Origin of the sequence: Streptomyces sp. NPDC006197 (assembly GCF_040613865.1) — a bacterium.
GTDB lineage: Bacteria > Actinomycetota > Actinomycetes > Streptomycetales > Streptomycetaceae > Streptomyces.
In genome coordinates this window covers 16,010-35,656 of the sequence record NZ_JBEXSZ010000082.1, presented here as the reverse complement: position 1 = coordinate 35,656, position 19,647 = coordinate 16,010, and the positions used below count along the sequence as shown (strand labels likewise).

The following is a 19,647-nucleotide window of genomic DNA, read 5'->3' as shown; positions in this document are numbered from 1 at the left end:
GCCCCGCCGAACCCTGGGCCGGCACCGCCGCTTCGAGCACCGCCGTGCCGGCCTCGCCCTGCGGCCGCCGGGCGCGGTACGCCGCGCGGTAGGCGGCCGGCGAGGAGCCGAGCTGGCGCCGGAAGTGGCCGCGCAGCGCCACCGGGGAGCGGAAGCCGCACCGGCCCGCGACCTCGTCGACCGAGTAGTCGGAGGTCTCGAGCAGCCGCTGCGCCTGCAGCACCCGCTGGGTGATCAGCCACTGGAGCGGGGCGGAGCCCGTCAGCGAGCGGAACCGGCGGTCGAAGGTCCGCCGTGACATGTAGGCGCGCGCGGCGAGCGTCTCCACGTCGAACTGCTCGTGGAGGTGCTCCAGCGCCCAGGCGACGACCTCGGCCAGCGGGTCGGCGCCGATCTCTTCGGGTAAAGACCTGTCGAGGTAGCGCTCCTGACCGCCGCTGCGCCGCGGCGGGACGACCAGCCGGCGCGCCAGCGCGCCCGCGGCCTCGGTGCCGTGGTCGGTCCGCACGATGTGCAGACACAGATCGATTCCGGCCGCGGTGCCGGCGGAGGTCAGCACGTCCCCGTCGTCGACGAAGAGCTCCCGCGGGTCCACGTGGACCGACGGATAGCGCTTGGCGAGCGTCGGCGCGTACATCCAGTGCGTGGTCGCCGGGCGGCCGTCGAGCAGTCCGGCCGCGGCCAGGACGAACGCCCCGGTGCACAGCCCGACGATCCTGGCCCCCTCCTCGTGCGCACGGCGCAGCGCTTCGAGCGCCTCCGGCGGCGGCGGCGAGGTGATCGACCGCCAGGCCGGGACGACGACGGTGCCCGCCCGGCCGATGGCCTCCAGGCCGTACGGCGCGGTGAGTTCGAGTCCGCCGGTGGTCCGCAGCGGACCTTCCTCGCCGGCGCAGACGAGCAGCCGGTAGCGTGGCACTCCGGCGTCCTGCCGGTCGATGCCGAACACGGAGAGCGGGATGGAGCTCTCGAAGATGGGGCCGCCGCTGAACAGCAGCACCGCGACGACTTCGCGACGGCGGCGCCCGGACAGCTTCCGTGCGACCTCCGGTGCGGTGGAGTCCTGGCTCATGACGCTAAGCCCCCCTCGGTGTTCGCGTCTCCCTGGTCGTGTCGCTCCTGCACGTTTCCCCTCGGTTTTGCACGAGACCCCAGTCTTCGGTACCCATGATCGAATCTACTGCGTCCCGTGGCGCCGGCGTGACAAGTTCTCCATCCGGTGGATTGTCGACAAGGCAACTTGGCGTGAAGCGATCGATCGCGAAGTCTTGCGTCCGACGGCCGCCAGGGGAAGGGGCGGGGTGGCGAACGCCCCCGTACGCGGGGGGTGCAGGCCCCCGGGACAAGGCTTCCGCGGTCGTCGGCACCGGGCTTGGCCAACCGTTCCGCCAAGGACTCGCCGTCGGCTTCAAGTTGGCTGAAAACATATGGGGTCGGGTGTACGAACCTGTCAACTCGAAGGGGGGCGGAGCCGGCTCCGGGCCCCTCGGAAGCTAGTTCCGGCGCCCCGTCCGGACCGTCTCGGACCGCAGTCCGCGCTCCGAGCGGCGCAGCAGCAGCCGGCAGGCCGCCGTCACCGAGACGAGCCCGAGCGCCGTCCCGGCGGCCCCGCCGAGCGAGGTGCCGTAGACGACGAGCACCACGGGGACCAGCACGCAGCAGAAGACCGCCCAGCGGACGACGTCACCGGCCTGCTCCGCCGCGCCCGGCCCCGTCCCCGTCCCCGTTCCCGGCTCCGTTCCCGGCTCCGGGTCCGCGCCGGCGGTCCGGAGGAGGACGGGTGCCCGGCGCCGGGAACGGGACGGGGCGGGGGCGGGGGTGGCGGAGGTCTGGCCGACGGCGGTCGATGGTGCGGGCACGGGCGGTCTCCCTGCGACGGTGGGACGGGTCTGCGGCTCGGGGCCGGGTCTGCGGTGGTGGGCCGGGTCTGCGGTGGCGGTGGGGCGGGCCCGAGGTGGGGGCGGGCCGGAGTCGTGGCCGTGGTGGGCTGGACCTGTGGCAACGAGGAGCGGAACGTTCCGGTCACTCTCGGCGACGTCCGTTTGGCCCCCGTACGGACGCCTGTAGGACACATCCGGCATTGCCAGATCCCGAACCCCTCGTGCATGCTCCCTGGAACGCCGCGAGCGAGCGGCGGGCACGCCGGGAGTGGCACGGCGGGCTCTGGGCAGGAGAGGAGTGTCGCCGTACCCTTGGGGGTATGGGCTTGGGAAGATGATTCCCGGACACAGCTCCGCCGTCACCCGTCGTTCGTCCCCTCTTTTCCCCGTCCCTTCCCACGAGGACCCTCTTCGCCGAGACACCGATGGCCGGTCACGAATTCCCCGAACCCGCGGACCGCAAGCGCGTCGCCGACTCCACGGTCGACCCCCTCGCGGTAGAACAGCCACGTCATGCCTGCGACCCGGCCTTCCGGCACGGGGTGGTCGTCGGCTTCGACGGCTCCACGTCCAGTGAGCGCGCCCTCGCGTACGCCATCGGCATGGCCCGCCGCTCCGGATCGGGCCTGATCATCGTGCACGTGGCCAACCGGCTGCCCACCACGGTGTGGGCCGGCTGCGAGCCCCCGGTCTTCGTCGACGTGCCGGACCACCGCACCGAGGTCCTCGGCCTGGAACTGGCCTGCGCCGAGCACCTCTCCGAGGTGCCGTGGATCCTGGTCGAGCGCGGCGGGGACATCTGCCACGAGCTGGAGGAGGTCGGCCGGGAGTACTCGGCCGACGCGATCGTGGTCGGCTCCACGCACGGGATCGTCGGCCGGATCTTCGGCTCGGTCGCCGGCCGCCTCGCGCGCCGCGCCCAGCGGCCCGTCATCGTCATCCCGTAACGAGTCCGGCGGCCCGTCATCGTCATCCCGTAACGCGCCCGCGGGCCCTTCCGTCCCGTACGGCCCGTCAGGTAACTCCCCCAACTGCCGTCATCCGGCCATAAATTCGGCCTTCCTCAGGTGAATTGTGTGCTTGTGAAGGGTACATAAAGGCCACGGAACACAGCAGCTCACGCAGGACAACTGCACACCTGAAGGGAGCCCGCCGTGAACAACGAAGTCGCCGCGGGAAACACCACCTCCACGCTCGGCCACCTGGCACTCGGACTGACCCTGCTGGCCTTCGGCCTGGGCGGAACCGGTGTCATCGACAACGTCGCGGCAGCGGATGCCGCGGGTCTCGCCACCTGGGTCGGCGGCGTGACGCTCTTCCTCGTCGGACTGCTCGCCCTGCGCGCGGGCGACAAGGGCGAAGGCACGGCGTACGCGGCGCTCGGCGCCTTCTGGTTCACCTGGGGCAGCGGAGCCGGCGGGCACGCCTCGGCCGACGCCATGGGCCTCTTCCTGCTCCTGTGGGCGCTCCTCGCGCTCACGCTGACCGTGGCCTCCGCGGGCGGCGGGCTCTTCGGACAGGGCGTGTACGGGCTGCTGTTCGTCGCGCTGCTGCTGCTCGGCATCGGCGCCCTCGCCGACAACGGCGGCCTCGGCAAGGCGGGCGGCTGGGTCGCCGCCGTCGCGGGCCTGGTCGCCTGGTACGGCGCCACGGCCGCGGTCGCCGGCTGGCCGACGGCCCTGCGCCGCTCGGCGGGCGGTGCCCCGGCCGCGGGCTGAGCCCCGCGGAAAGCACAGCGGTCCCCGTGCACGGGAGGTGTGTGCACGGGGACCGCCGCGTGTCCGGCCGAGGCTCCGGGGGACAGGCCCGGAGGGGCGCGGCGACGGGGGACAGGCCCGGCGCCGCGCCTCGGCCGCGACGGCGTGAGAGGCCCACGGGGCCGGGGTGCCTACTCGACGGTGACGGACTTCGCCAGGTTGCGGGGCTTGTCGATGTCGCGGCCCATGGCGAGCGCCGTGTGGTAGGCGAGGAGCTGGAGCGGGATGCCCATCAGGATCGGGTCCAGCTCGTCCTCGTTCTTCGGGACGACGATGGTGTGGTCGGCCTTCGCCTGCGGCTGGTGGGCGACCGCGAGGATGCGGCCGCTGCGGGCCTTGATCTCCTCCAGGGCGGCGCGGTTCTTCTCCAGCAGGTCGTCGTCGGGGACGATCGCGACGGTCGGCAGGGCCGGCTCGATGAGGGCGAGCGGGCCGTGCTTCAGCTCGGAGGCCGGGTACGCCTCGGCGTGGATGTAGGAGATCTCCTTCAGCTTGAGGGAGGCCTCCAGGGCGACGGGGTAGCCGCGCACACGGCCGATGAACATCATCGACTGGGCGCCGGCGTACTCCGCGGCGATCTCCTTGATCTGCTCCTCGGTCTTGAGGATCTCCTCGATCTGCGAGGGCAGCTTGCGCAGGCCCTCGATGATCCGCTTGCCGTCGGTGACGGACAGGTCGCGGATGCGGCCCAGGTGCAGGGCGAGCAGCGCGAAGGCGGTGACCGTGTTGGTGAAGCACTTGGTGGAGACGACGCAGACCTCGGGGCCGGCGTGGACGTACACGCCGCCGTCGGCCTCGCGGGCGATGGCGGAGCCGACGACGTTGACGACGCCGAGGACGCGGGCGCCCTTCCGCTTGAGCTCCTGGACGGCGGCGAGCACGTCGTAGGTCTCACCGGACTGGGAGACGGCGATGTAGAGGGTGTCGGGGTCCACGACCGGGTTGCGGTAGCGGAACTCCGAGGCCGGCTCGGCGTCGGCGGGGATGCGGGCCATGGACTCGATGAGCCCGGCGCCGATGAGGCCGGCGTGGTACGAGGTGCCGCAGCCGAGGATCTTGATGCGGCGGATGGTGCGGGCCTCGCGGGCGTCGAGGTTCAGGCCGCCCAGGTGCACGGTGGAGAAGCGGTCGTCGATCCGGCCGCGCAGCACGCGGTCGACCGCGTCGGGCTGCTCGGAGATCTCCTTGTGCATGTACGTGTCGTGGCCGCCCATGTCGTAGGAGGCGGCCTCCCACTCGACGGTCTCGGGGGTGGCCGTGGTGGAGGCGCCGGAGACCGTGTAGGTGCGGAAGTCGTCGGCCTTCAGGGTGGCCATCTCGCCGTCGTTCAGGGTGACGACCTGGCGGGTGTGGGCGATCAGGGCGGCGACGTCGGAGGCGACGAGCATCTCCTTCTCGCCGATGCCGAGGATGACCGGGGAGCCGTTGCGGGCCACCACGATGCGGTCGTTGAAGTCGGCGTGCATCACGGCGATGCCGTAGGTGCCCTCGATGACCTTGAGCGCCTCGCGGACCTTCTCCTCCAGCGTCTCGGCCTGGGAGCGGGCGACGAGGTGGGTGATGACCTCGGTGTCCGTCTCGGAGGCGAAGACGACGCCGTCGGCCTCCAGCTTGGCGCGGAGCTCCTGGGCGTTGTCGACGATGCCGTTGTGGACGACCGCGACCTTGTTCTCGGGGTCCAGGTGCGGGTGCGAGTTGATGTCGCTCGGGGCGCCGTGCGTGGCCCAGCGGGTGTGGGCGATGCCGGTGGTGCCGGTGAAGCGCTTGGGGACCCTGGCCTCCAGGTCGCGGACGCGGCCCTTGGCCTTCACCATCTTCAGGCCGGAGGACTTCGGGCTGGTGACGACCATGCCGGCCGAGTCGTATCCGCGGTACTCCAGGCGGGCCAGGCCCTCCAGGAGCAGCGGAGCCACGTCGCGCTTACCGATGTAACCGACAATTCCGCACATAAAGGTGAAACCCCTCCAGGTTGGTGGATGTACTCGGACGTACGGAGCTCAGCCGTAGACGATGCGGCGCAGCTGCCGGAGCGAGAGCTCCGGTGGCGCCACCGCCCGGTGCGGCAGCTCCGCCGCGATCCGTTCGAAGATCTCGGCGTTCACGGCGCCGCCGGACTGCAGTTCGCGGTGGCGGCGGCGGACGAACTCCTCGGTCGTCTCGTCGAAGTACGCCAGCACGTCGAGCACCACCCTGGCGGCCTCACCGCGCTGGAGCGCGGTGCTGCGGACCAGGTGGTCGATGAGGTCGTCGTGCGACGGGCGGCGTTCGAGCACCCGTGCATACTGAGGGGTCTTCGGGGCCCTCCGCAAGAATCCTGCCCGAATTCGGGCAGGGAAGGCGTGATCCACCCGCTCTTTCGGCATCTTGGTCCAGACCTTGAAGTCGGACAGGGGCAGCGGTACGCAGGGCCACCAAGGGGATATAGAGAACGACGGACGTGTCGATCACCCGAAGGGGAGCCCGCCTGTGAGACAGCGCATGACGATTCCGCGCCTGATCGGATCCCTGCTCCTGTTCGCGACCGCCGGCGTCGGCTGCGGAGAGGCCGCCGCCGACAGCACCGACGGCAAGGCGTCCGGAAGCGCCGCCGCCGAACCCGAGGTCCGCCCGCTCGGCCGCATCGTGCCCGTACCCGCCTCCGTCACCCCCGAGGGCGAGCCCTACACCCTCACCGCCGCCACCCGCATCGGCGTCGACGCGAGATCCGGCGAGTCCCAGGCCCTCGGCCGCTACCTCGCAGGCCTCCTCCGCCCCGCCACCGGCTTCCCGCTCCCCGTCGTCGACGACCGCGCCGCCGGCCACGGCATCCGGCTCCGCCTCGACCCCGACGAGACCGACCTCGGCGAGGAGGGCTACCGGCTCCACTCCGCGCCCGACGGCCTCACCCTCACCGCCCGCGAACCCGCCGGCCTCTTCCGCGGCGTCCAGACCGTGCGCCAGCAGCTCCCCTCCGCCGTCGAACGGAAGAGCGTCCAGCCGGGCCCCTGGAAGATCGCCGGCGGCACCGTCACCGACACCCCGCGCTACGCCTACCGGGGCGCCATGCTCGACGTCGCCCGCCACTTCTTCACCGTCGACGAGGTGAGGCGGTACATCGACCAGCTCGCCCTCTACAAGGTCAACACCCTCCACCTGCACCTCTCCGACGACCAGGGCTGGCGCATCGCCGTCGACTCCTGGCCCCGCCTCACCACCCACGGCGGCTCCACCGAGGTCGGCGGCGGCGCCGGCGGCTTCTACACCAAGGCGCAGTACCGCGAGATCGTGGAGTACGCCGCCTCCCGCTACCAGGAGGTGATCCCCGAGATCGACATGCCCGGCCACACCAACGCGGCCCTCGCCTCCTACGCCGAGCTCACCTGCGACGGCGTCGCCCCGCCCCTCTACACCGGCACCAAGGTCGGATTCAGCTCCCTGTGCGTGCCCAGGCCCGTCACGTACGACTTCGTCGACGACGTCGTCCGGGAGATCGCCGCCCTCACCCCCGGCCGCTACCTCCACATCGGCGGCGACGAGGCCCACTCCACCAGCCACGCCGACTACGTGGCCTTCATGGACAAGGTGCAGCCGGTCGTCGCCAAGTACGGCAAGACCGTCGTCGGCTGGCACCAGCTGACCGGCGCCACCCCCGCGAAGGGCGCCCTCGTCCAGTACTGGGGCCTCGACCGCACCCCCGCCGAGGAGAAGGAGAGGGTCGCCGCGGCCGCCCGCAACGGCACGGGCCTGATCCTCTCGCCCGCCGACCGCACGTACCTCGACATGAAGTACACCAAGGACACCCCCCTCGGCCTCGCCTGGGCCGGATACGTCGAGGTCCGCAGGTCGTACGACTGGAACCCCGCCACGTACCTCCCCGGCGCCCCCGAGGACGCCGTCCGGGGCGTCGAGGCCCCGCTGTGGACCGAGACCCTCGCCTCCCCCGGCGACCTCGACGTCATGGCCTTCCCGCGCCTCCCGGGCATCGCCGAACTCGGCTGGTCCCCGGCGTCCACCCACGACTGGGACGCCTACAAGGAACGCCTCGCCGAACAGGCCCCCCGCTTCGACGCGCTGGGCATCACCTGGTACCGCTCGCCGGAGGTGCCCTGGCCGGCCGAGTGACGGTGCGTCAGCCCGCGGCCGGCCCGCCGCCGAACACGTTCCCGATGAGGGCGGCCAGCGCCTTCGGGAACGTCTGCGCCGGGTCGGTCGCGGAATCACCGGTGGTCAGCCCGGCGGTCAGGGTCCTGCCGCCGTCGGGCGTGGCGATCATCAGCGCGCCGTAGCCGCCGGGGGCGCCGCCGTTGTGGTGGACGATGGTGCCGCCGCCCGGGCCCAGGTCCTGCACGAACAGCCCCAGGCCGTAGCCGAGCGGCCCGTGCGGCGTGAGCATCTCGGCCAGCAGCGGGTCCGGAAGGAGACGGCCGCCGAGGAGCGCGGAGAAGAACGTCCGCAGGTCCCGGGTGGTCGAGAACATGTCGCCGGCACCGAGCAGCAGGGAGAGGTTCTGCCGGCTGACGTCGACGACCTTCCACTCGCCCGCGTCCTGGTAGCGGTAGTAGCCGTGGGCGTGCGGCCCGGGGAGATCGGGCGAGTCGCCCGGCACCGCGGTGTCCGCGAGACCGAGCGGCTCCAGGATCCGCCGCCGCATCTCCCCGGCGTACGAGCCGCCGGTGATCCGCTCGATCAGGAGCGCGGCGAGCGTGTAGTTGGTGTTGGAGTAGCTCTGGTCCGTCCCCGGCTCGAACCGCGCCGGCTTGTCGAGCGCGAACCGCACGAGCTCCTCCGGCGCGTAGCTGCGGAACCGGTTCTCCGCCCAGGCCTTGCCCGTCGCGTCGATCCCCGGCACGAACGTGCCGTCGGGAGCGGGCTCGCCCGTGTAGTTGTACAGCCCGCTGGTGTGCTGGAGCAGCATCCGCACGGTGATCCGTCCGTCGATCCCGAACCCGGGCAGGCGGTCGGCCACGTGATCGTCGAGGTCGACCGCGCCCTCGGCCGCCAGGAGCAGCGTCAGGGTGGCGGTGAAGGTCTTGGTGGTGCTGCCCACCCAGAACCGCCCGTCCGTCGGCGGTTCGGCGTCCTCGCCGAGCCGGGCCACCCCGGCGCTGCCGACCCACGCGCCCTTCTCGTCGTGCACGCGCATCTGCACCCCGGCGAAGCCGGCGTCGACGAACTCCTGGACGGCCTTCTGCAGTTCGGTGCGGTCGCTCATGGTCGTTCCTTCTCCCGTGTCGGGGTGCCGGTGGTCGTGGTCAGAGGCTGCGGGCGGTGATGTCGCCGTAGGAGGTGGTGGCCCGGATGGCGAGGCCGGGGGTGCCGTCGTTCCTGAGGGCGTTGCCGACCCGGCCGTGGGAGGTGCCGGCGTCGAGGGTGGCGGAGACCCCGGGCGCGGCACCGACCGAGATGTTCCCGGCCCGGGTGCTCAGCGTGACCGTGCCGCGGACGGCCTCGGCGACGCGGATGTCGCCCTTCTGGGTGCTGATCTCGGCGGGGCCGCCGAGGCGCCCGACCGTGATGTCGCCGTCGAGGACGGTGAGGCGGGCGTTCGCGGTCTCGTCGAGCTTGACCGGGCCCTGCGCGGCGTCGAGGGTCACGTCGCCGAGGCGTCCGACGCCCCGGAAGTCGGCGGCGGCCGCCTTCGCCTCGACGCGGGAGCCGGCGGGCAGTTGGACGGTCACCTCGACGGAGCCGGACGCCCCGAGAAGCTGGTTCTTCGGGGCCGGGGCCGCGATCCGCAGGACGCCGTCGCTGTAGTCGACGGTGATCCGCTCGGCCGCCTTCACGTCCCGGCTCTTCGTGGCGTTCGCGGGCCGCACCTCGACGGTGGCGTCGGCGCGGTCGGCGGCGATGAGCTGGACGCGGCCGGCGGGGATGTCGAGGGTGGCGGTGATCGGGGCGGTGGTGGCGAAGGTCTGCATGATGCTCTCCTTGAGCGCTTCCTTGTTTCCGATGAGAGAAACGCTACGTTGCATTCCCGCATTCGGCAACGAGCTCGTTGCGCATGAAGTCAATCTGTGCAGGTCAAGCCGTAATAATCGTTGCAACGACCCTGCGAGCAATGCAACGCCCACTGTCCCGTTCGTTGCACTGAGCTGAATGCGAACGCTACGCCGGGCCGTGTCCGACAGTCGTTCGGGTCATGCCCGCGCAGATGAGAAACGCTCGGCCGGGAACGTTCCGGCCGAGCGTTTCTCATGCGGTGCGTCGCGTGGATCAGACGGCGTCCGTGTCGGGCGACGCTTGGGCCGAGGGACGACGTCGCGGCTCTTCAGGCGGGGACGGGACCCAGGTCAGTACCGTCAAAGGGCGGGTAGCTCTCGCCGCCCGTTCGCTCGGCCGCATCGATGTAGGCGGCAAGGGCATCGCGAGATTGGGCGAGGGTGGCCATCTGATCGTTCAGCCGCTGCAGCCGTGACCGCATCGCGGCCAGCAGTTCGGGGCATCCGGGCAGCTCCGGGGCCTCTCCGAGCGCACAGGGCAGCACGTACGCGATGTCCTCGGAAGACAGACCGGCCCCCAGCAGATGCCGGATCTGCCTCACCCGCAGTACGGCGTTCTCGTCGTACTCGCGATAACCGTTCGCGCCGCGGTCCGCCTCCAGCAGCCCCTGGGCCCCGTAGTAACGCAACTGATGGGTGTGGACCCCCGTCCGGCGACTCAGTTCCCCGATTCGCATCGCTACCTCACTTGACCTTCACACCGGTATCAACGTTGACGATGCTGTCATGAACAACAGCACCGAAACACCCGTGACCATCATTGGACTCGGCCTGATGGGCCGGGCACTCGCGGGCGCGTTCCTGAAAGCCGGGCATCCCACCATCGTGTGGAACCGCACTTCCTCCAAAGCCGACCAACTGGTGGCCGAGGGCGCACGGCTGGCACCGACCATCGGCGACGCGCTCAAGGCAGGTTCGCCGACGATCATCTGCGTCACCGACTACCCGGCCCTGTACGAGCTGCTCGGCGCGGACGGTGTCGAGCTGGACGGCGCGAGGTTGGTCAACCTGACCTCGGGGAGCTCGGCCCAGGCCAGGGAAGCCGCTCGATGGGCCGAGCAGCGTGGTGCCCGCTACCTGGACGGCGCCGTCATGGCCGTCCCGTCGGCCATCGGCACCGCCGATGCGGTGATTCTGCACAGTGGGCCGCAGGCGGACTTCGAGGCGCACGAGTCGGCACTCGGCGCGCTCGGCACCGTCACCTACCTGGGGGCGGACCATGGGCTTGCGTCGCTGTACGACGTGGCCGGACTGGCCATGATGTGGAGCGTCCTGAACGCCTGGCTCCAGGGCACGGCCATGCTCAGGACGGTCGGTGTCGACGCCGCGACGTACGCACCGTTCGCGCGGCAGATCGCCGCCGGTGTGGCCGAATGGCTGCCTGGATACGCCGAGCAGATCGACAGCGGCTCCTTCCCCGCCGAGGTGTCCGCCCTGGAGACCGACGTACGGGCGATGGAGCACCTGATCGAGGAGAGCGAGGCAGTGGGGGTGAACGCCGAACTGCCGAAGCTGCTCAAGACCATGGCCGACCGGGCGATCGCCGCCGGGCACGGCAAGGAGCAGTATCCCGTGCTGATCGAGGAGTTCGGCAAGCCCCGCGACGACTGACCGGCTCCTGTCCCACCGGGCATGGATGCGAGCCCCGGCGGAGGACCGTACTCCGTCGGGGCTCGCATCGGTTCGGGGGACGTCAGGCGAACCGGGCGATCGGGTTCACCAGGTCGCCGACCAGCTGGAGGGCCGCCGACGGGTCCGCCAGGTCGACCATCTGCCGGTTGTTGCGGAGCTGGAGGCGGTTGAGGGCGGAGAGGGCGAAGGTCTGCGCGAACACGTCGTACCGCGCGAACTTCTCCGCCAGTTCCGGCTTCGACTCCTGGTAGGCGCGCACGCACTCCGCGACCGTCCGCCAGAAGCCCTCCTCGTCGAGGACGCCCTCCGCCGCCAGGGTCGCGCCCAGGAAGCGGAAGAAGCAGTCGAAGACGTCCGTGAACACCGACAGGAGCTTCATGTCCTCCGGGACCTCGGCGCGGATGCGCTCCACCGCCGGCGGGAGGACCGCGGTCGGGTCCATCACGCAGATCTCCTCGGCGATGTCCTTGAAGACCGCCCGGTCCACCGCGCCGCGCTCGTCGAGGACGAGGATCACGTTCTCGCCGTGCGGCATGTAGACCAGGTCGTACGCGTAGAAGGAGTGCAGGACCGGGAGGAGGTACGCGTCCAGGTACTTCCGGAGCCACTCCCTCGGCTCCAGGCCCGACTCCTTGACCAGCGCGCCCGCGAAGGACGCGCCCGTGTGGTCCAGGTGGAGGAGGGAGGCCATCGTCGCCAGGCGCTCGTCCTCGGCGAGGGACGGCACCGGGGACTCGCGCCACAGGGCCGCCAGCATCTTCCGGTACGGGGAGTAGCGGTCCGTCGCGGCCTCGTACTCCAGGTGCCGGTAGCCGACCGCCGCCCGCTCGCGGATGATCGAGAACCGCGCCGCCTTGAGCGTGGTGTCCGCCTCGATCAGGCCGTGCAGCCAGTCGTTGATCGCCGGCGTGGCCTCCATGTACGCCGCCGACAGGCCCCGCATGAAGCCCATGTTGAGGACGGACAGGGCCGTCTTCACGTAGTGCTTGGCCGGGTCGGAGGTGTTGAAGAAGGTACGGATCGACTGCTGCGCCAGATAGGTGTCGTCGCCCTCGCCCAGGTACACCAGGCGCTGCTGCGCGACCTCGGCGGCGAAGGTGACGGACAGCTTGTTCCACCACTGCCAGGGGTGGGCCGGCATGAGGAGGTAGTCGGCCGGGTCGAGACCGCGCTCGGTGAGGACCGCGGCGAAGCCGTCCACCGTCGCGTCGCCGAGCTCGGCGCGGACGAACGCCTCGTACTCGATGTCCGCCCCGGCCGTGAAGGTGGCCCGGTCGCGGTGCGCGGCCAGCCAGATCAGCCGGATCCCGGTCGCGGCCTCGGGGGCGTACGCCCGGTACTCGTCGACGCCGAAGCCCAGCCGGCCGTTGTTGGCGACGAAGCAGGGGTGGCCCTCGGTCATCCCGGTCTCGATCGCCTGGAAGCCGGCGCGGGCCAGTTCGGCGGAGGTGACGGGGGGCTTGGTCGACTTGTAGGCCGTGCCGGCCAGGGTGGAGGAGATCTCCTCCAGGTAGACCGGCAGGACCTCGTCGCTCAGGCCGAGGGAGCCGCGCAGCTCGATGACGAACTGGAGCGCGTCGAGCGGGAGCTGCTCGTCGCCCCGGTGGCGGCTGATCGAGTCCGGGTAGACCTGCCAGTGGTCGAGCGCGAAGCGGTCGGCGGTGAAGCGGTACTCGGTCGCGCCGTCGTCGCTGAGGACCTGGTAGCGGCTCTCGCCCAGCTCCTTGGGGTCGAGCAGCCGCTCGTGGGCGAACTCGGCGAGGCCCTTGCGGATCAGGGCGCGGTTGGCGGCGGCCCAGCGCTCGGGGGTGAGGTGTGCGACGGGGTTCACAGGGCGGCTCCGACGGCGGTCTCGAACTGGGCGCGGGTGCAGAAGCTCAGCAGGGCCTTCTTCTCGGGCTTCTGGATCTCCCGCTCGGGCACGAAGCCGACGGCCTCGTTGAGCGCGTGGACGGCCTTGTTGCGGACGTCGGGCTCGACGACCACGCGGGCGGTCGCCGGGTCGGCGAACAGCTCCGCCATCACGGCGGTGATCACGGTCCGGGTGAAGCCGTGCACGGGGGTGTCGGTGGGCGCGACGAGGAAGTGCATGCCGACGTCGCCGGGGAGCGGCTCGTAGAGCCCGACCAGTTCCAGCTTCGACGGGTCGTACCGCTCCATGAGGAAGGCGGGCTCGCCGTCGACGAGTCCGATGAAGGCGTCGTGGTGCGGGTTCGCGGCGATCGCCATGTACTCCCGCTCGACGTCCTGGAGCTTCGCGTCCTGCATCATCCAGAAGGCGGCCTTGGGGTGGGTGACCCAGGGGTGGATCAGCTCGGCGTCCTTCAGGGGGTCGAGGGGACGTATGCGGATGTCGGCGGTCATACGGCGAACTCCTGGAACGCGATGGTCTTCTCTACGGGGTAGTACTCGGAACCCAGCATCTCCCCGATGATGTACGCGTTGCGGTACGGGCCCATGCCCAGGTCGGGCGAGGTGATCGAGTGGGTGTGCACGCCGGCGTTCTGCAGGAAGATCCCGCGGCCGGTGGTGTCGATCGCGTAGTTGCGGGCCACGTCGAAGCGGCCCCGGCCGTCGAAGCGGAGGCGGTCCTCGACCGGCTTCAGGAAGGCGGGGACGGCGTACCTGTAGCCCGTGGCGAGGATCAGGCCCTCGGTCTCGACGGTGAAGTCCTTCTCCTGCTCCTCCTGGCGGAAGCCGAGCGTGTACGTGCCCGTCGCGGAGTCGTACGCGGCCGTGTGCAGGGCCGAGTTGGTGAGCAGGCGGGTGGGGACGGGGCCGTCCAGGTTCTTCTGGTAGAGCAGGTCGAAGATCGCGTCGATGAGCTCGCCGTCGATGCCCTTGAAGAGGCCCTTCTGCTGGGTCTCCAGGCGGTAGCGGGTCTGCTCGGGCAGTGCGTGGAAGTAGTCCACGTACTCCGGGGAGGTCATCTCCAGGGTGAGCTTGGTGTATTCGAGCGGGAAGAAGCGGGGGGAGCGGGTCACCCAGTTCAGCTGGTAGCCGTGGGTGTCGATCTCGCTCAGGAGGTCGTGGTAGATCTCCGCCGCGCTCTGGCCGCTGCCGACCAGGGTGATCGACTTCTTCTTCTGGAGCGCCTCCTTGTTCGGGAGGTAGCGCGAGTTGTGGATCAGGTCGCCGCCGAGGTCCCGGCAGGTCTCCGGGACGTACGGCGGGGTGCCGGTGCCGAGGACGATCCGGCGCGAGCGGAAGGTTTCTCCGGTCTCGGTGGTCACCACGTAGACCTCTTCCGCCGAGTCGTACGCGACCGAGGCGACGGTCGTCGAGAAGCGGATCGAGGTGAGTTTCCCGGCGGCCCAGCGGCAGTAGTCGTTGTACTCGGTGCGCAGCGGGTAGAAGTTCTCGCGGATGTAGAAGGAGTAGAGCCGGCCCTTCTCCTTCAGGTAGTTCAGGAAGGAGTACGGGGAGGTCGGGTCCGCGAGGGTGACCAGGTCCGACATGAAGGGGGTCTGGAGGTGGGCGCCGTCGAGGAACATCCCCGAGTGCCACTCGAAGTCCGGCTTGGACTCCAGGAAGACGCCGTCCAGCTCGGCGATCGGCTCGGTCAGGCAGGCGAGTCCGAGGTTGAACGGACCGAGCCCGATGCCGATGAAGTCGTGGATCTCAGGCGTGGACAAGGTTCTCTCCCAGGTACTGCTCGGCGTGGCCGGCTATCAGATCGAGGACGGCGGCGATGTCGGCCGCGGTGGTCTCGGGGTTGAGCAGGGTGAACTTGAGGTACTGGCGGCCGTCGACCTTGGTGCCGGCGACGACGGCCTCGCCCGAGGCGAACAGGGCCTTGCGGGCGTGGAGGTTGGCCCGGTCGATCTCGGTGGGGGAGGTCACGGCCTCGGGGATGTAGCGGTAGACGAGGGTGGAAAGCTGCGGCTCGACCACGACGTCGTAGCGCGGGTCGGCGGCGAGCAGCTCGAAGCCCTCCCGGGCGAGGCCGCAGACCTCGTCGAAGAGCTCGCCGATGCCGTCGGCGCCCATCACGCGCAGGGTCATCCAGAGCTTGAGCGCGTCGAAGCGGCGGGTGGTCTGGAGGGACTTGTCGACCTGGTTGGGGATCTGCTCGGCGAGTGTCCGGCGCGGGTTGAGGTAGTCCGCGTGGTAGGTCGCGTGGCGCAGGGTGGCGCCGTCGCGGACCAGGACGGCGGAGGAGCTCACCGGCTGGAAGAAGGACTTGTGGTAGTCGACGGTGACCGAGTCGGCCCGTTCGATGCCGTCCAGGAGGTGCCGGCGGGTGCGGGAGGCGAGCAGTCCGCAGCCGTAGGCGGCGTCGACGTGCATCCAGGCGCCGTACTCGGCGGCCAGGTTCGCGATCTCGGGGAGCGGGTCGATGGAGCCGAAGTCGGTGGTGCCGGCGGTGGCGACGATCGCCATCGGGATCAGGCCCTCGGCGCGGCAGGCCTCCAGCTCGGCGGCGAGGACGACGGACTGCATCCGCTTGTTCCGGTCGACCGGGACGGAGACGACGGCGTCGCGGCCGAGACCGAGCAGCTGGGCCGACTTCTGGACGCTGAAGTGGCTGCACTCGGAGGAGAAGATCCGCAGTTTCGACAGGTCGGTGGCGCCGGTCTCCTCGCGGGCGAGGAGCAGGGCCTGGAGGTTGGACTGGGTGCCGCCGCTGGTGAAGACGCCGTCGGCGAGCGGGCCGAGGCCGATCCGGCCGGTGGTCCAGTCGATCAGTTTCCGCTCGATGAGGGTGCCGCCGGCGCTCTGGTCCCAGGTGTCGAGCGAGGAGTTGACCGCCGAGAGGACGGCCTCGCCGAGGACGGCGGGGATGACCACCGGGCAGTTGAGGTGCGCGAGGTAGCGGGGGTGGTGGAAGTAGACGGCGTCGCGGAGGTAGACGTCCTCCAGCTCGTCGAGGGCGGCGGAGGCGTCGCCGAGCGGCCGGTCGAGGTCGACGGCGTCGACGGCGGGGGCCAGCTCGGCGGGCGTCACGCCCGTGAACGGGCCGCGCGTCGCCGCGAGTTTCCTCGCCACCCGCTCCACTCCTTCGGTGACGGAGCGCCGGTAGCTCTCCGCCGTCGTGTCGTTGAGCAGGTGGGAACGCATGTGGGGCCCTTCCGGGAGCGGACTCGGTCGGTCTTAGTTAGGTTAGCCTAACCTAAATTCACAGCACAACGGCCCCCAACCCGAAGGGGCTGGGGGCCGTTGGCCCTGTGGGGGTACGGGGCGGCTACGCCGCTTCCTGGGCCTCGTCCTGCGCCGTCTCGTCCGGCACCTCGCGCAGGGCGTCCTCGGACAGGCCCTTGCGCCAGTAGCCGACGAACGTGACGCGGCGGCGGTCGAGCCCCCGCTCCCGCACGAAGTGGCGGCGCAGCGCCTTCACGGCGCCCGACTCGCCCGCGATCCAGACGTACGGGGCCCGTCCGGGCAGCTCGGTGCCGGACACCGCGTCGACGGCGGACGGCGCCCCCTCCTCCCGTACGAGCCAGGTGACCGTGGCGTCCGCCTCGGTCGCGAGCTCCATCCGGTCGCCGGAGTACGGCACTTCCAGGAACACCTGGGCGCGGGTCTCGGCCGGCAGCCACTCCAGGATCGCGGAGGCGGCGGGCAGGGCCGTCTCGTCGGCCCAGATCAGTACGGAGTCGGCGTCCTCGGGCAGCTGGAAGCGGACGCCCGTGTTCGCGGCGACCGCCGGGCCCAGGACCACCACCCGGTCGCCGGGCTCGGCGCGGCCGGCCCAGCGGCAGGCGGGGCCGCCGTCCTCGTGGAGGGCGAAGTCGATGTCGATCTCGTTCGCGGGCTCGGTGCGCTGCTCGCGGACGGTGTACGAGCGCATCACGGCCCGCACGTCGTCGGGCATGGCCCGCCAGGCGCCCAGGATCGCGTACATGTCCGGGTCGTCCAGGGGCGGCAGGACCGGGGCCTCCTGGCCGGGGTGCGGCAGGAAGAGGGAGAGCGACTGGTCGCGGCCCCCGGCGGCGAAGCCCTTCAGGTCGTCCCCGGTGAAGGTGATCCGGACCAGGGACGGGCCGAGCCGCCGCGTCCGGTCGACCTGGAGGGAGAAGAACTGGAAGGGGGCGGTCTCGGCGTTCGTCATGGAAATGAGGTTAGCCTAACCTCATATTGATCAACAGGGAGGGATGCTGTTGCTAGGGTCTGGCTGAATCGGGAGAGGGGGGCTCCTCGTTTCGGCGACGGCGTGACGCCTCTCCGCGTGCGTTGCCGTAGACGAAGGAGACTCATGGCTGACGCGATGGTCGAGAGGGCCCAGCGCTTCATCAACTCGACTTACAACAACGGGGCTACGCTGGGCATATCCAAGCTGGACGAGGACGGCAAGACCGGCTGGACGGTCATGTACGCCCTCACCCGGGCCCTCCAGTACGAGATGGGCCTCACCAGCCTGTCGAACGCCTTCGGCCCCACCACGCTGTCCACGCTGGCGTCGAAGTACCCCAGCCTCAACGCCTCCACGATGCCGTCGGCGAACCTCTGCCGCATCATCCAGTCCGCCCTGTACTGCAAGGGCTACGACGGCGGCGAGATCGACGGCGTCTACAACGGCCGGGTCCAGAGCGCCGTGGCGCAGCTCAAGCTCCACATGGGCGTGGACGGCGCCTACCCGGGCACGTCCCTGGAGCCGAAGGTCGTCAAGGGCCTGCTCAACATGGACGCGTACGTCAGCACCGCCGGTGCCAACGAGCAGATCCGCACCGTCCAGCGGTGGCTGAACGCCCGGTACGTGAACCGCCGGGACTTCTACATCATCCCCTGTGACGGCCACCACTCCCGCGACGTCGCGAAGTCCATGCTCTTCGCGATCCAGTACGAGCTGGGCATGGCGGACGGCGTCGCCAACGGCAACTTCGGCCCCGGCACCCAGTCCGGCCTGAAGTCCCACACCGTCGGCCAGGGCAACAGCAGCACCTGGGCGTACCTGTTCACGGCCGCGATGGTCCTCAACAAGCGCGACGTCGTCTTCGGCGAGTTCACCGGCGCCGTCCAGAGCGAGGTCGAGACCTTCCAGGCCTTCTCCCTGCTGCCGGTCACCGGCGTCGGCGACTACGCCACCTGGTCCTCGCTGCTCGTCTCGTACGGCGACCAGACCCGCAGGGGCAGCGCCTGCGACTGCGTCACCAAGATCACGCCGGAGCGCGCCCAGACCCTCGTCAACGCGGGTTACAGGTACGTCGGCCGGTACCTCTACAACCCCTCGAAGACCAGCCTGCCGGAGAAGCAGATCCAGCCGGGCGAGCTGGAGACGATCAAGAACTACGGGCTGCGCTGCTTCCCGATCTACCAGACGTTCTCCGACTCGGCGAGCTACTTCAAGTACGGCCAGGGCTGCGTCGACGCGAACAGCGCCGTCGAATGGGCCAAGGCGCACGGCTTCAAGTCCGGCTCGATCATCTACTTCGCCGTCGACTACGACGCCATGGACGGCGAGGTCACCGACTTCATCCTCCCGCACTTCCGCGGCATCTCCCGGACCGTCACCGAGAACTCCGGCTACCGCGTCGGCGTCTACGGCCCGCGCAACATCTGCCAGCGCGTCACCGACGCCGGGTACGCCGAGACCGCCTTCGTCTCCGACATGTCGGCCGGCTTCTCCGGAAACCTCGGCTACCCGCTGCCGACCAAGTGGGCCTTCGACCAGATCTCCACGATCACGGTCGGCTCCGGCACCGGCGCCATCAACATCGACAACGACATGGCCTCCGGCCGGGACCAGGGCCAGAACGACTTCAACCCGCCCGCCGGCATCGTCTCCGGCCTCGACAGGGACCTCGACCAGGCCAAGTACCGGGCGCCCCTGCTCGCGGACGTCCAGTCGTACCTCACCTCCATCGGCGTCCCGGAGACCGGCGGCGAGGGCTGGACCGCCGACGGCGACTGGGTCACGTACGGCGCCATCAGCACCACCGAGGCGTTCAACGCGGTCATCGGCTACGACTGGCTGTTCACCAACCTGGCCAGGACGCTCAGGATCCGCAAGGCGCTCATCCAGGCCCCCGTCCTGTGGGAGCTGCGCAAGCTGAACCCGCTCGACGTGGTCTCCGACGAGGCCGTGAAGGCCGGCCTGAGGGACGACAGCAGCACCGGCTGGGGCCAGATCTTCGCCGCGGTCGCCATCGCGGCCCGGAACTACTGCATCCAGCAGGGCTACCTCAACGCCACCCCGCTGACCGACGCCGACCTGAAGTCCGTCTGGGACCAGCTCCAGGACCCCGAGTACAACATCCGGTCCGTCGCGTACCTCACGATGTTCAACTCCTACCAGCTGGGCATCCCCTCGCCGTCGCTGACCACCAGCCTCGCCGACACGCAGGCGCTGCTCGCCCGGTACAACGGCACCGGCGACAAGGCGGCGCAGTACGGGCGCGAGCTCGTCGGCCTGTACCAGGTCCTGGAGAACTACAACGCGCTCAGCCGCGTCTAGCGGCC

Annotated in this window: 17 protein-coding genes; 5 read left to right on the top strand and 12 right to left on the bottom strand. The window is 70.5% G+C overall.

The genetic code is table 11. The features are described 5' to 3' along the window. Together ABZ318_RS24140 and ABZ318_RS24135 are read right to left on the bottom strand one after the other, a co-directional pair. Positions 1 to 1,072 (bottom strand): helix-turn-helix domain-containing protein (locus tag ABZ318_RS24140; RefSeq protein WP_356904543.1); only part of this gene is annotated, 1,072 nt, incomplete at its 3' end. 421 nt (positions 1,073 to 1,493) lie between these two features. Then, positions 1,494 to 1,859 carry a hypothetical protein gene (locus ABZ318_RS24135; RefSeq protein WP_356904544.1) on the bottom strand — a complete coding sequence of 122 codons (366 nt, stop codon included), beginning with the start codon at positions 1,857 to 1,859 and terminating at the stop codon, positions 1,494 to 1,496. Between the two features lie 446 nt (positions 1,860 to 2,305). Here ABZ318_RS24135 and ABZ318_RS24130 point away from each other — a divergent pair, with 446 nt between their 5' ends. Continuing rightward, positions 2,306 to 2,827 carry a universal stress protein gene (locus ABZ318_RS24130; RefSeq protein ID WP_015033782.1) on the top strand — a complete coding sequence of 174 codons (522 nt, stop codon included), beginning with the start codon at positions 2,306 to 2,308 and terminating at the stop codon, positions 2,825 to 2,827. Between the two features lie 207 nt (positions 2,828 to 3,034). Next, positions 3,035 to 3,598 carry a GPR1/FUN34/YaaH family transporter gene (locus ABZ318_RS24125; RefSeq protein ID WP_356904542.1) on the top strand — a complete coding sequence of 188 codons (564 nt, stop codon included), beginning with the start codon at positions 3,035 to 3,037 and terminating at the stop codon, positions 3,596 to 3,598. Between the two features lie 170 nt (positions 3,599 to 3,768). On the opposite strand, the gene glmS is transcribed toward ABZ318_RS24125, so the two are convergent. Beyond that, on the bottom strand, positions 3,769 to 5,586 hold the full coding sequence (glmS, locus tag ABZ318_RS24120; protein WP_356904541.1) for a glutamine--fructose-6-phosphate transaminase (isomerizing): 1,818 nt from the start codon (positions 5,584 to 5,586) through the stop codon (positions 3,769 to 3,771). A gap of 48 nt (positions 5,587 to 5,634) precedes the next feature. After that, complete coding sequence (locus ABZ318_RS24115) at positions 5,635 to 5,910, bottom strand: hypothetical protein (protein WP_030210307.1); 276 nt, start codon at positions 5,908 to 5,910, stop codon at positions 5,635 to 5,637. Positions 5,911 to 6,115: 205 nt separating this feature from the next. Here ABZ318_RS24115 and ABZ318_RS24110 point away from each other — a divergent pair, with 205 nt between their 5' ends. Next, positions 6,116 to 7,738 carry a beta-N-acetylhexosaminidase gene (locus ABZ318_RS24110; protein WP_356904540.1) on the top strand — a complete coding sequence of 541 codons (1,623 nt, stop codon included), beginning with the start codon at positions 6,116 to 6,118 and terminating at the stop codon, positions 7,736 to 7,738. A gap of 7 nt (positions 7,739 to 7,745) precedes the next feature. Here ABZ318_RS24110 and ABZ318_RS24105 read toward each other — a convergent pair whose 3' ends face one another. The 3 genes from ABZ318_RS24105 to ABZ318_RS24095 all read right to left on the bottom strand — a co-directional run bounded on the left by ABZ318_RS24105 (position 7,746) and on the right by ABZ318_RS24095 (position 10,292). Next, positions 7,746 to 8,828, bottom strand: coding sequence for a serine hydrolase domain-containing protein (locus ABZ318_RS24105; protein WP_356904539.1), 1,083 nt, complete (start codon positions 8,826 to 8,828; stop codon positions 7,746 to 7,748). A 40-nt stretch (positions 8,829 to 8,868) separates the two neighbouring features. Then, complete coding sequence (locus tag ABZ318_RS24100) at positions 8,869 to 9,534, bottom strand: DUF4097 family beta strand repeat-containing protein (protein ID WP_356904538.1); 666 nt, start codon at positions 9,532 to 9,534, stop codon at positions 8,869 to 8,871. A gap of 350 nt (positions 9,535 to 9,884) precedes the next feature. Continuing rightward, positions 9,885 to 10,292 carry a MerR family transcriptional regulator gene (locus ABZ318_RS24095; RefSeq protein ID WP_356904537.1) on the bottom strand — a complete coding sequence of 136 codons (408 nt, stop codon included), beginning with the start codon at positions 10,290 to 10,292 and terminating at the stop codon, positions 9,885 to 9,887. A 49-nt stretch (positions 10,293 to 10,341) separates the two neighbouring features. Here ABZ318_RS24095 and ABZ318_RS24090 point away from each other — a divergent pair, with 49 nt between their 5' ends. Further along, a complete protein-coding gene (locus ABZ318_RS24090; RefSeq protein ID WP_356904536.1) occupies positions 10,342 to 11,226 on the top strand; it encodes an NAD(P)-binding domain-containing protein in 885 nt (294 codons plus the stop codon). 82 nt (positions 11,227 to 11,308) lie between these two features. Here ABZ318_RS24090 and ABZ318_RS24085 read toward each other — a convergent pair whose 3' ends face one another. The 5 genes from ABZ318_RS24085 to ABZ318_RS24065 all read right to left on the bottom strand — a co-directional run bounded on the left by ABZ318_RS24085 (position 11,309) and on the right by ABZ318_RS24065 (position 17,299). After that, positions 11,309 to 13,078 (bottom strand): IucA/IucC family siderophore biosynthesis protein, encoded by a 1,770-nt coding sequence (locus ABZ318_RS24085; protein ID WP_356904535.1) that lies wholly within the window; start codon positions 13,076 to 13,078, stop codon positions 11,309 to 11,311. Beyond that, positions 13,075 to 13,611, bottom strand: coding sequence for a GNAT family N-acetyltransferase (locus tag ABZ318_RS24080; protein WP_356904534.1), 537 nt, complete (start codon positions 13,609 to 13,611; stop codon positions 13,075 to 13,077). The genes ABZ318_RS24085 and ABZ318_RS24080 overlap by 4 nt, the downstream gene beginning before the upstream one ends. Then, entirely contained in the window at positions 13,608 to 14,882 is a 1,275-nt protein-coding gene (locus tag ABZ318_RS24075; RefSeq protein WP_356904533.1) for a lysine N(6)-hydroxylase/L-ornithine N(5)-oxygenase family protein, read from the bottom strand. Before ABZ318_RS24075 ends, ABZ318_RS24080 begins: the two co-directional genes overlap by 4 nt. Then, a complete protein-coding gene (locus ABZ318_RS24070) occupies positions 14,869 to 16,308 on the bottom strand; it encodes an aspartate aminotransferase family protein (protein ID WP_356904532.1) in 1,440 nt (479 codons plus the stop codon). Before ABZ318_RS24070 ends, ABZ318_RS24075 begins: the two co-directional genes overlap by 14 nt. A gap of 124 nt (positions 16,309 to 16,432) precedes the next feature. After that, the gene (locus ABZ318_RS24065; RefSeq protein ID WP_356904531.1) at positions 16,433 to 17,299 is read right to left on the bottom strand and encodes a siderophore-interacting protein; all 867 of its coding nucleotides are present in this window, start codon (positions 17,297 to 17,299) and stop codon (positions 16,433 to 16,435) included. Between the two features lie 144 nt (positions 17,300 to 17,443). On the opposite strand from ABZ318_RS24065, the gene ABZ318_RS24060 reads away from it, so the two are divergent. Further along, on the top strand, positions 17,444 to 19,642 hold the full coding sequence (locus ABZ318_RS24060) for a glycoside hydrolase domain-containing protein (protein ID WP_356904530.1): 2,199 nt from the start codon (positions 17,444 to 17,446) through the stop codon (positions 19,640 to 19,642). Positions 19,643 to 19,647: the final 5 nt, after the last annotated feature.

Excerpts from the sequence above, each read along its gene's own strand:
- ABZ318_RS24130 (WP_015033782.1), top strand. The coding sequence starts at position 2,306 with ATGGCCGGTCACGAATTCCCCGAACCCGCGGACCGCAAGCGCGTCGCC.
- glmS (WP_356904541.1), bottom strand. The coding sequence starts at position 5,586 with ATGTGCGGAATTGTCGGTTACATCGGTAAGCGCGACGTGGCTCCGCTG.
- ABZ318_RS24110 (WP_356904540.1), top strand. The coding sequence starts at position 6,116 with ATGACGATTCCGCGCCTGATCGGATCCCTGCTCCTGTTCGCGACCGCC.
- ABZ318_RS24105 (WP_356904539.1), bottom strand. The coding sequence starts at position 8,828 with ATGAGCGACCGCACCGAACTGCAGAAGGCCGTCCAGGAGTTCGTCGAC.
- ABZ318_RS24100 (WP_356904538.1), bottom strand. The coding sequence starts at position 9,534 with ATGCAGACCTTCGCCACCACCGCCCCGATCACCGCCACCCTCGACATC.
- ABZ318_RS24095 (WP_356904537.1), bottom strand. The coding sequence starts at position 10,292 with ATGCGAATCGGGGAACTGAGTCGCCGGACGGGGGTCCACACCCATCAG.
- ABZ318_RS24090 (WP_356904536.1), top strand. The coding sequence starts at position 10,342 with ATGAACAACAGCACCGAAACACCCGTGACCATCATTGGACTCGGCCTG.
- ABZ318_RS24080 (WP_356904534.1), bottom strand. The coding sequence starts at position 13,611 with ATGACCGCCGACATCCGCATACGTCCCCTCGACCCCCTGAAGGACGCC.
- ABZ318_RS24070 (WP_356904532.1), bottom strand. The coding sequence starts at position 16,308 with ATGCGTTCCCACCTGCTCAACGACACGACGGCGGAGAGCTACCGGCGC.
- ABZ318_RS24065 (WP_356904531.1), bottom strand. The coding sequence starts at position 17,299 with ATGACGAACGCCGAGACCGCCCCCTTCCAGTTCTTCTCCCTCCAGGTC.
- ABZ318_RS24060 (WP_356904530.1), top strand. The coding sequence starts at position 17,444 with ATGGCTGACGCGATGGTCGAGAGGGCCCAGCGCTTCATCAACTCGACT.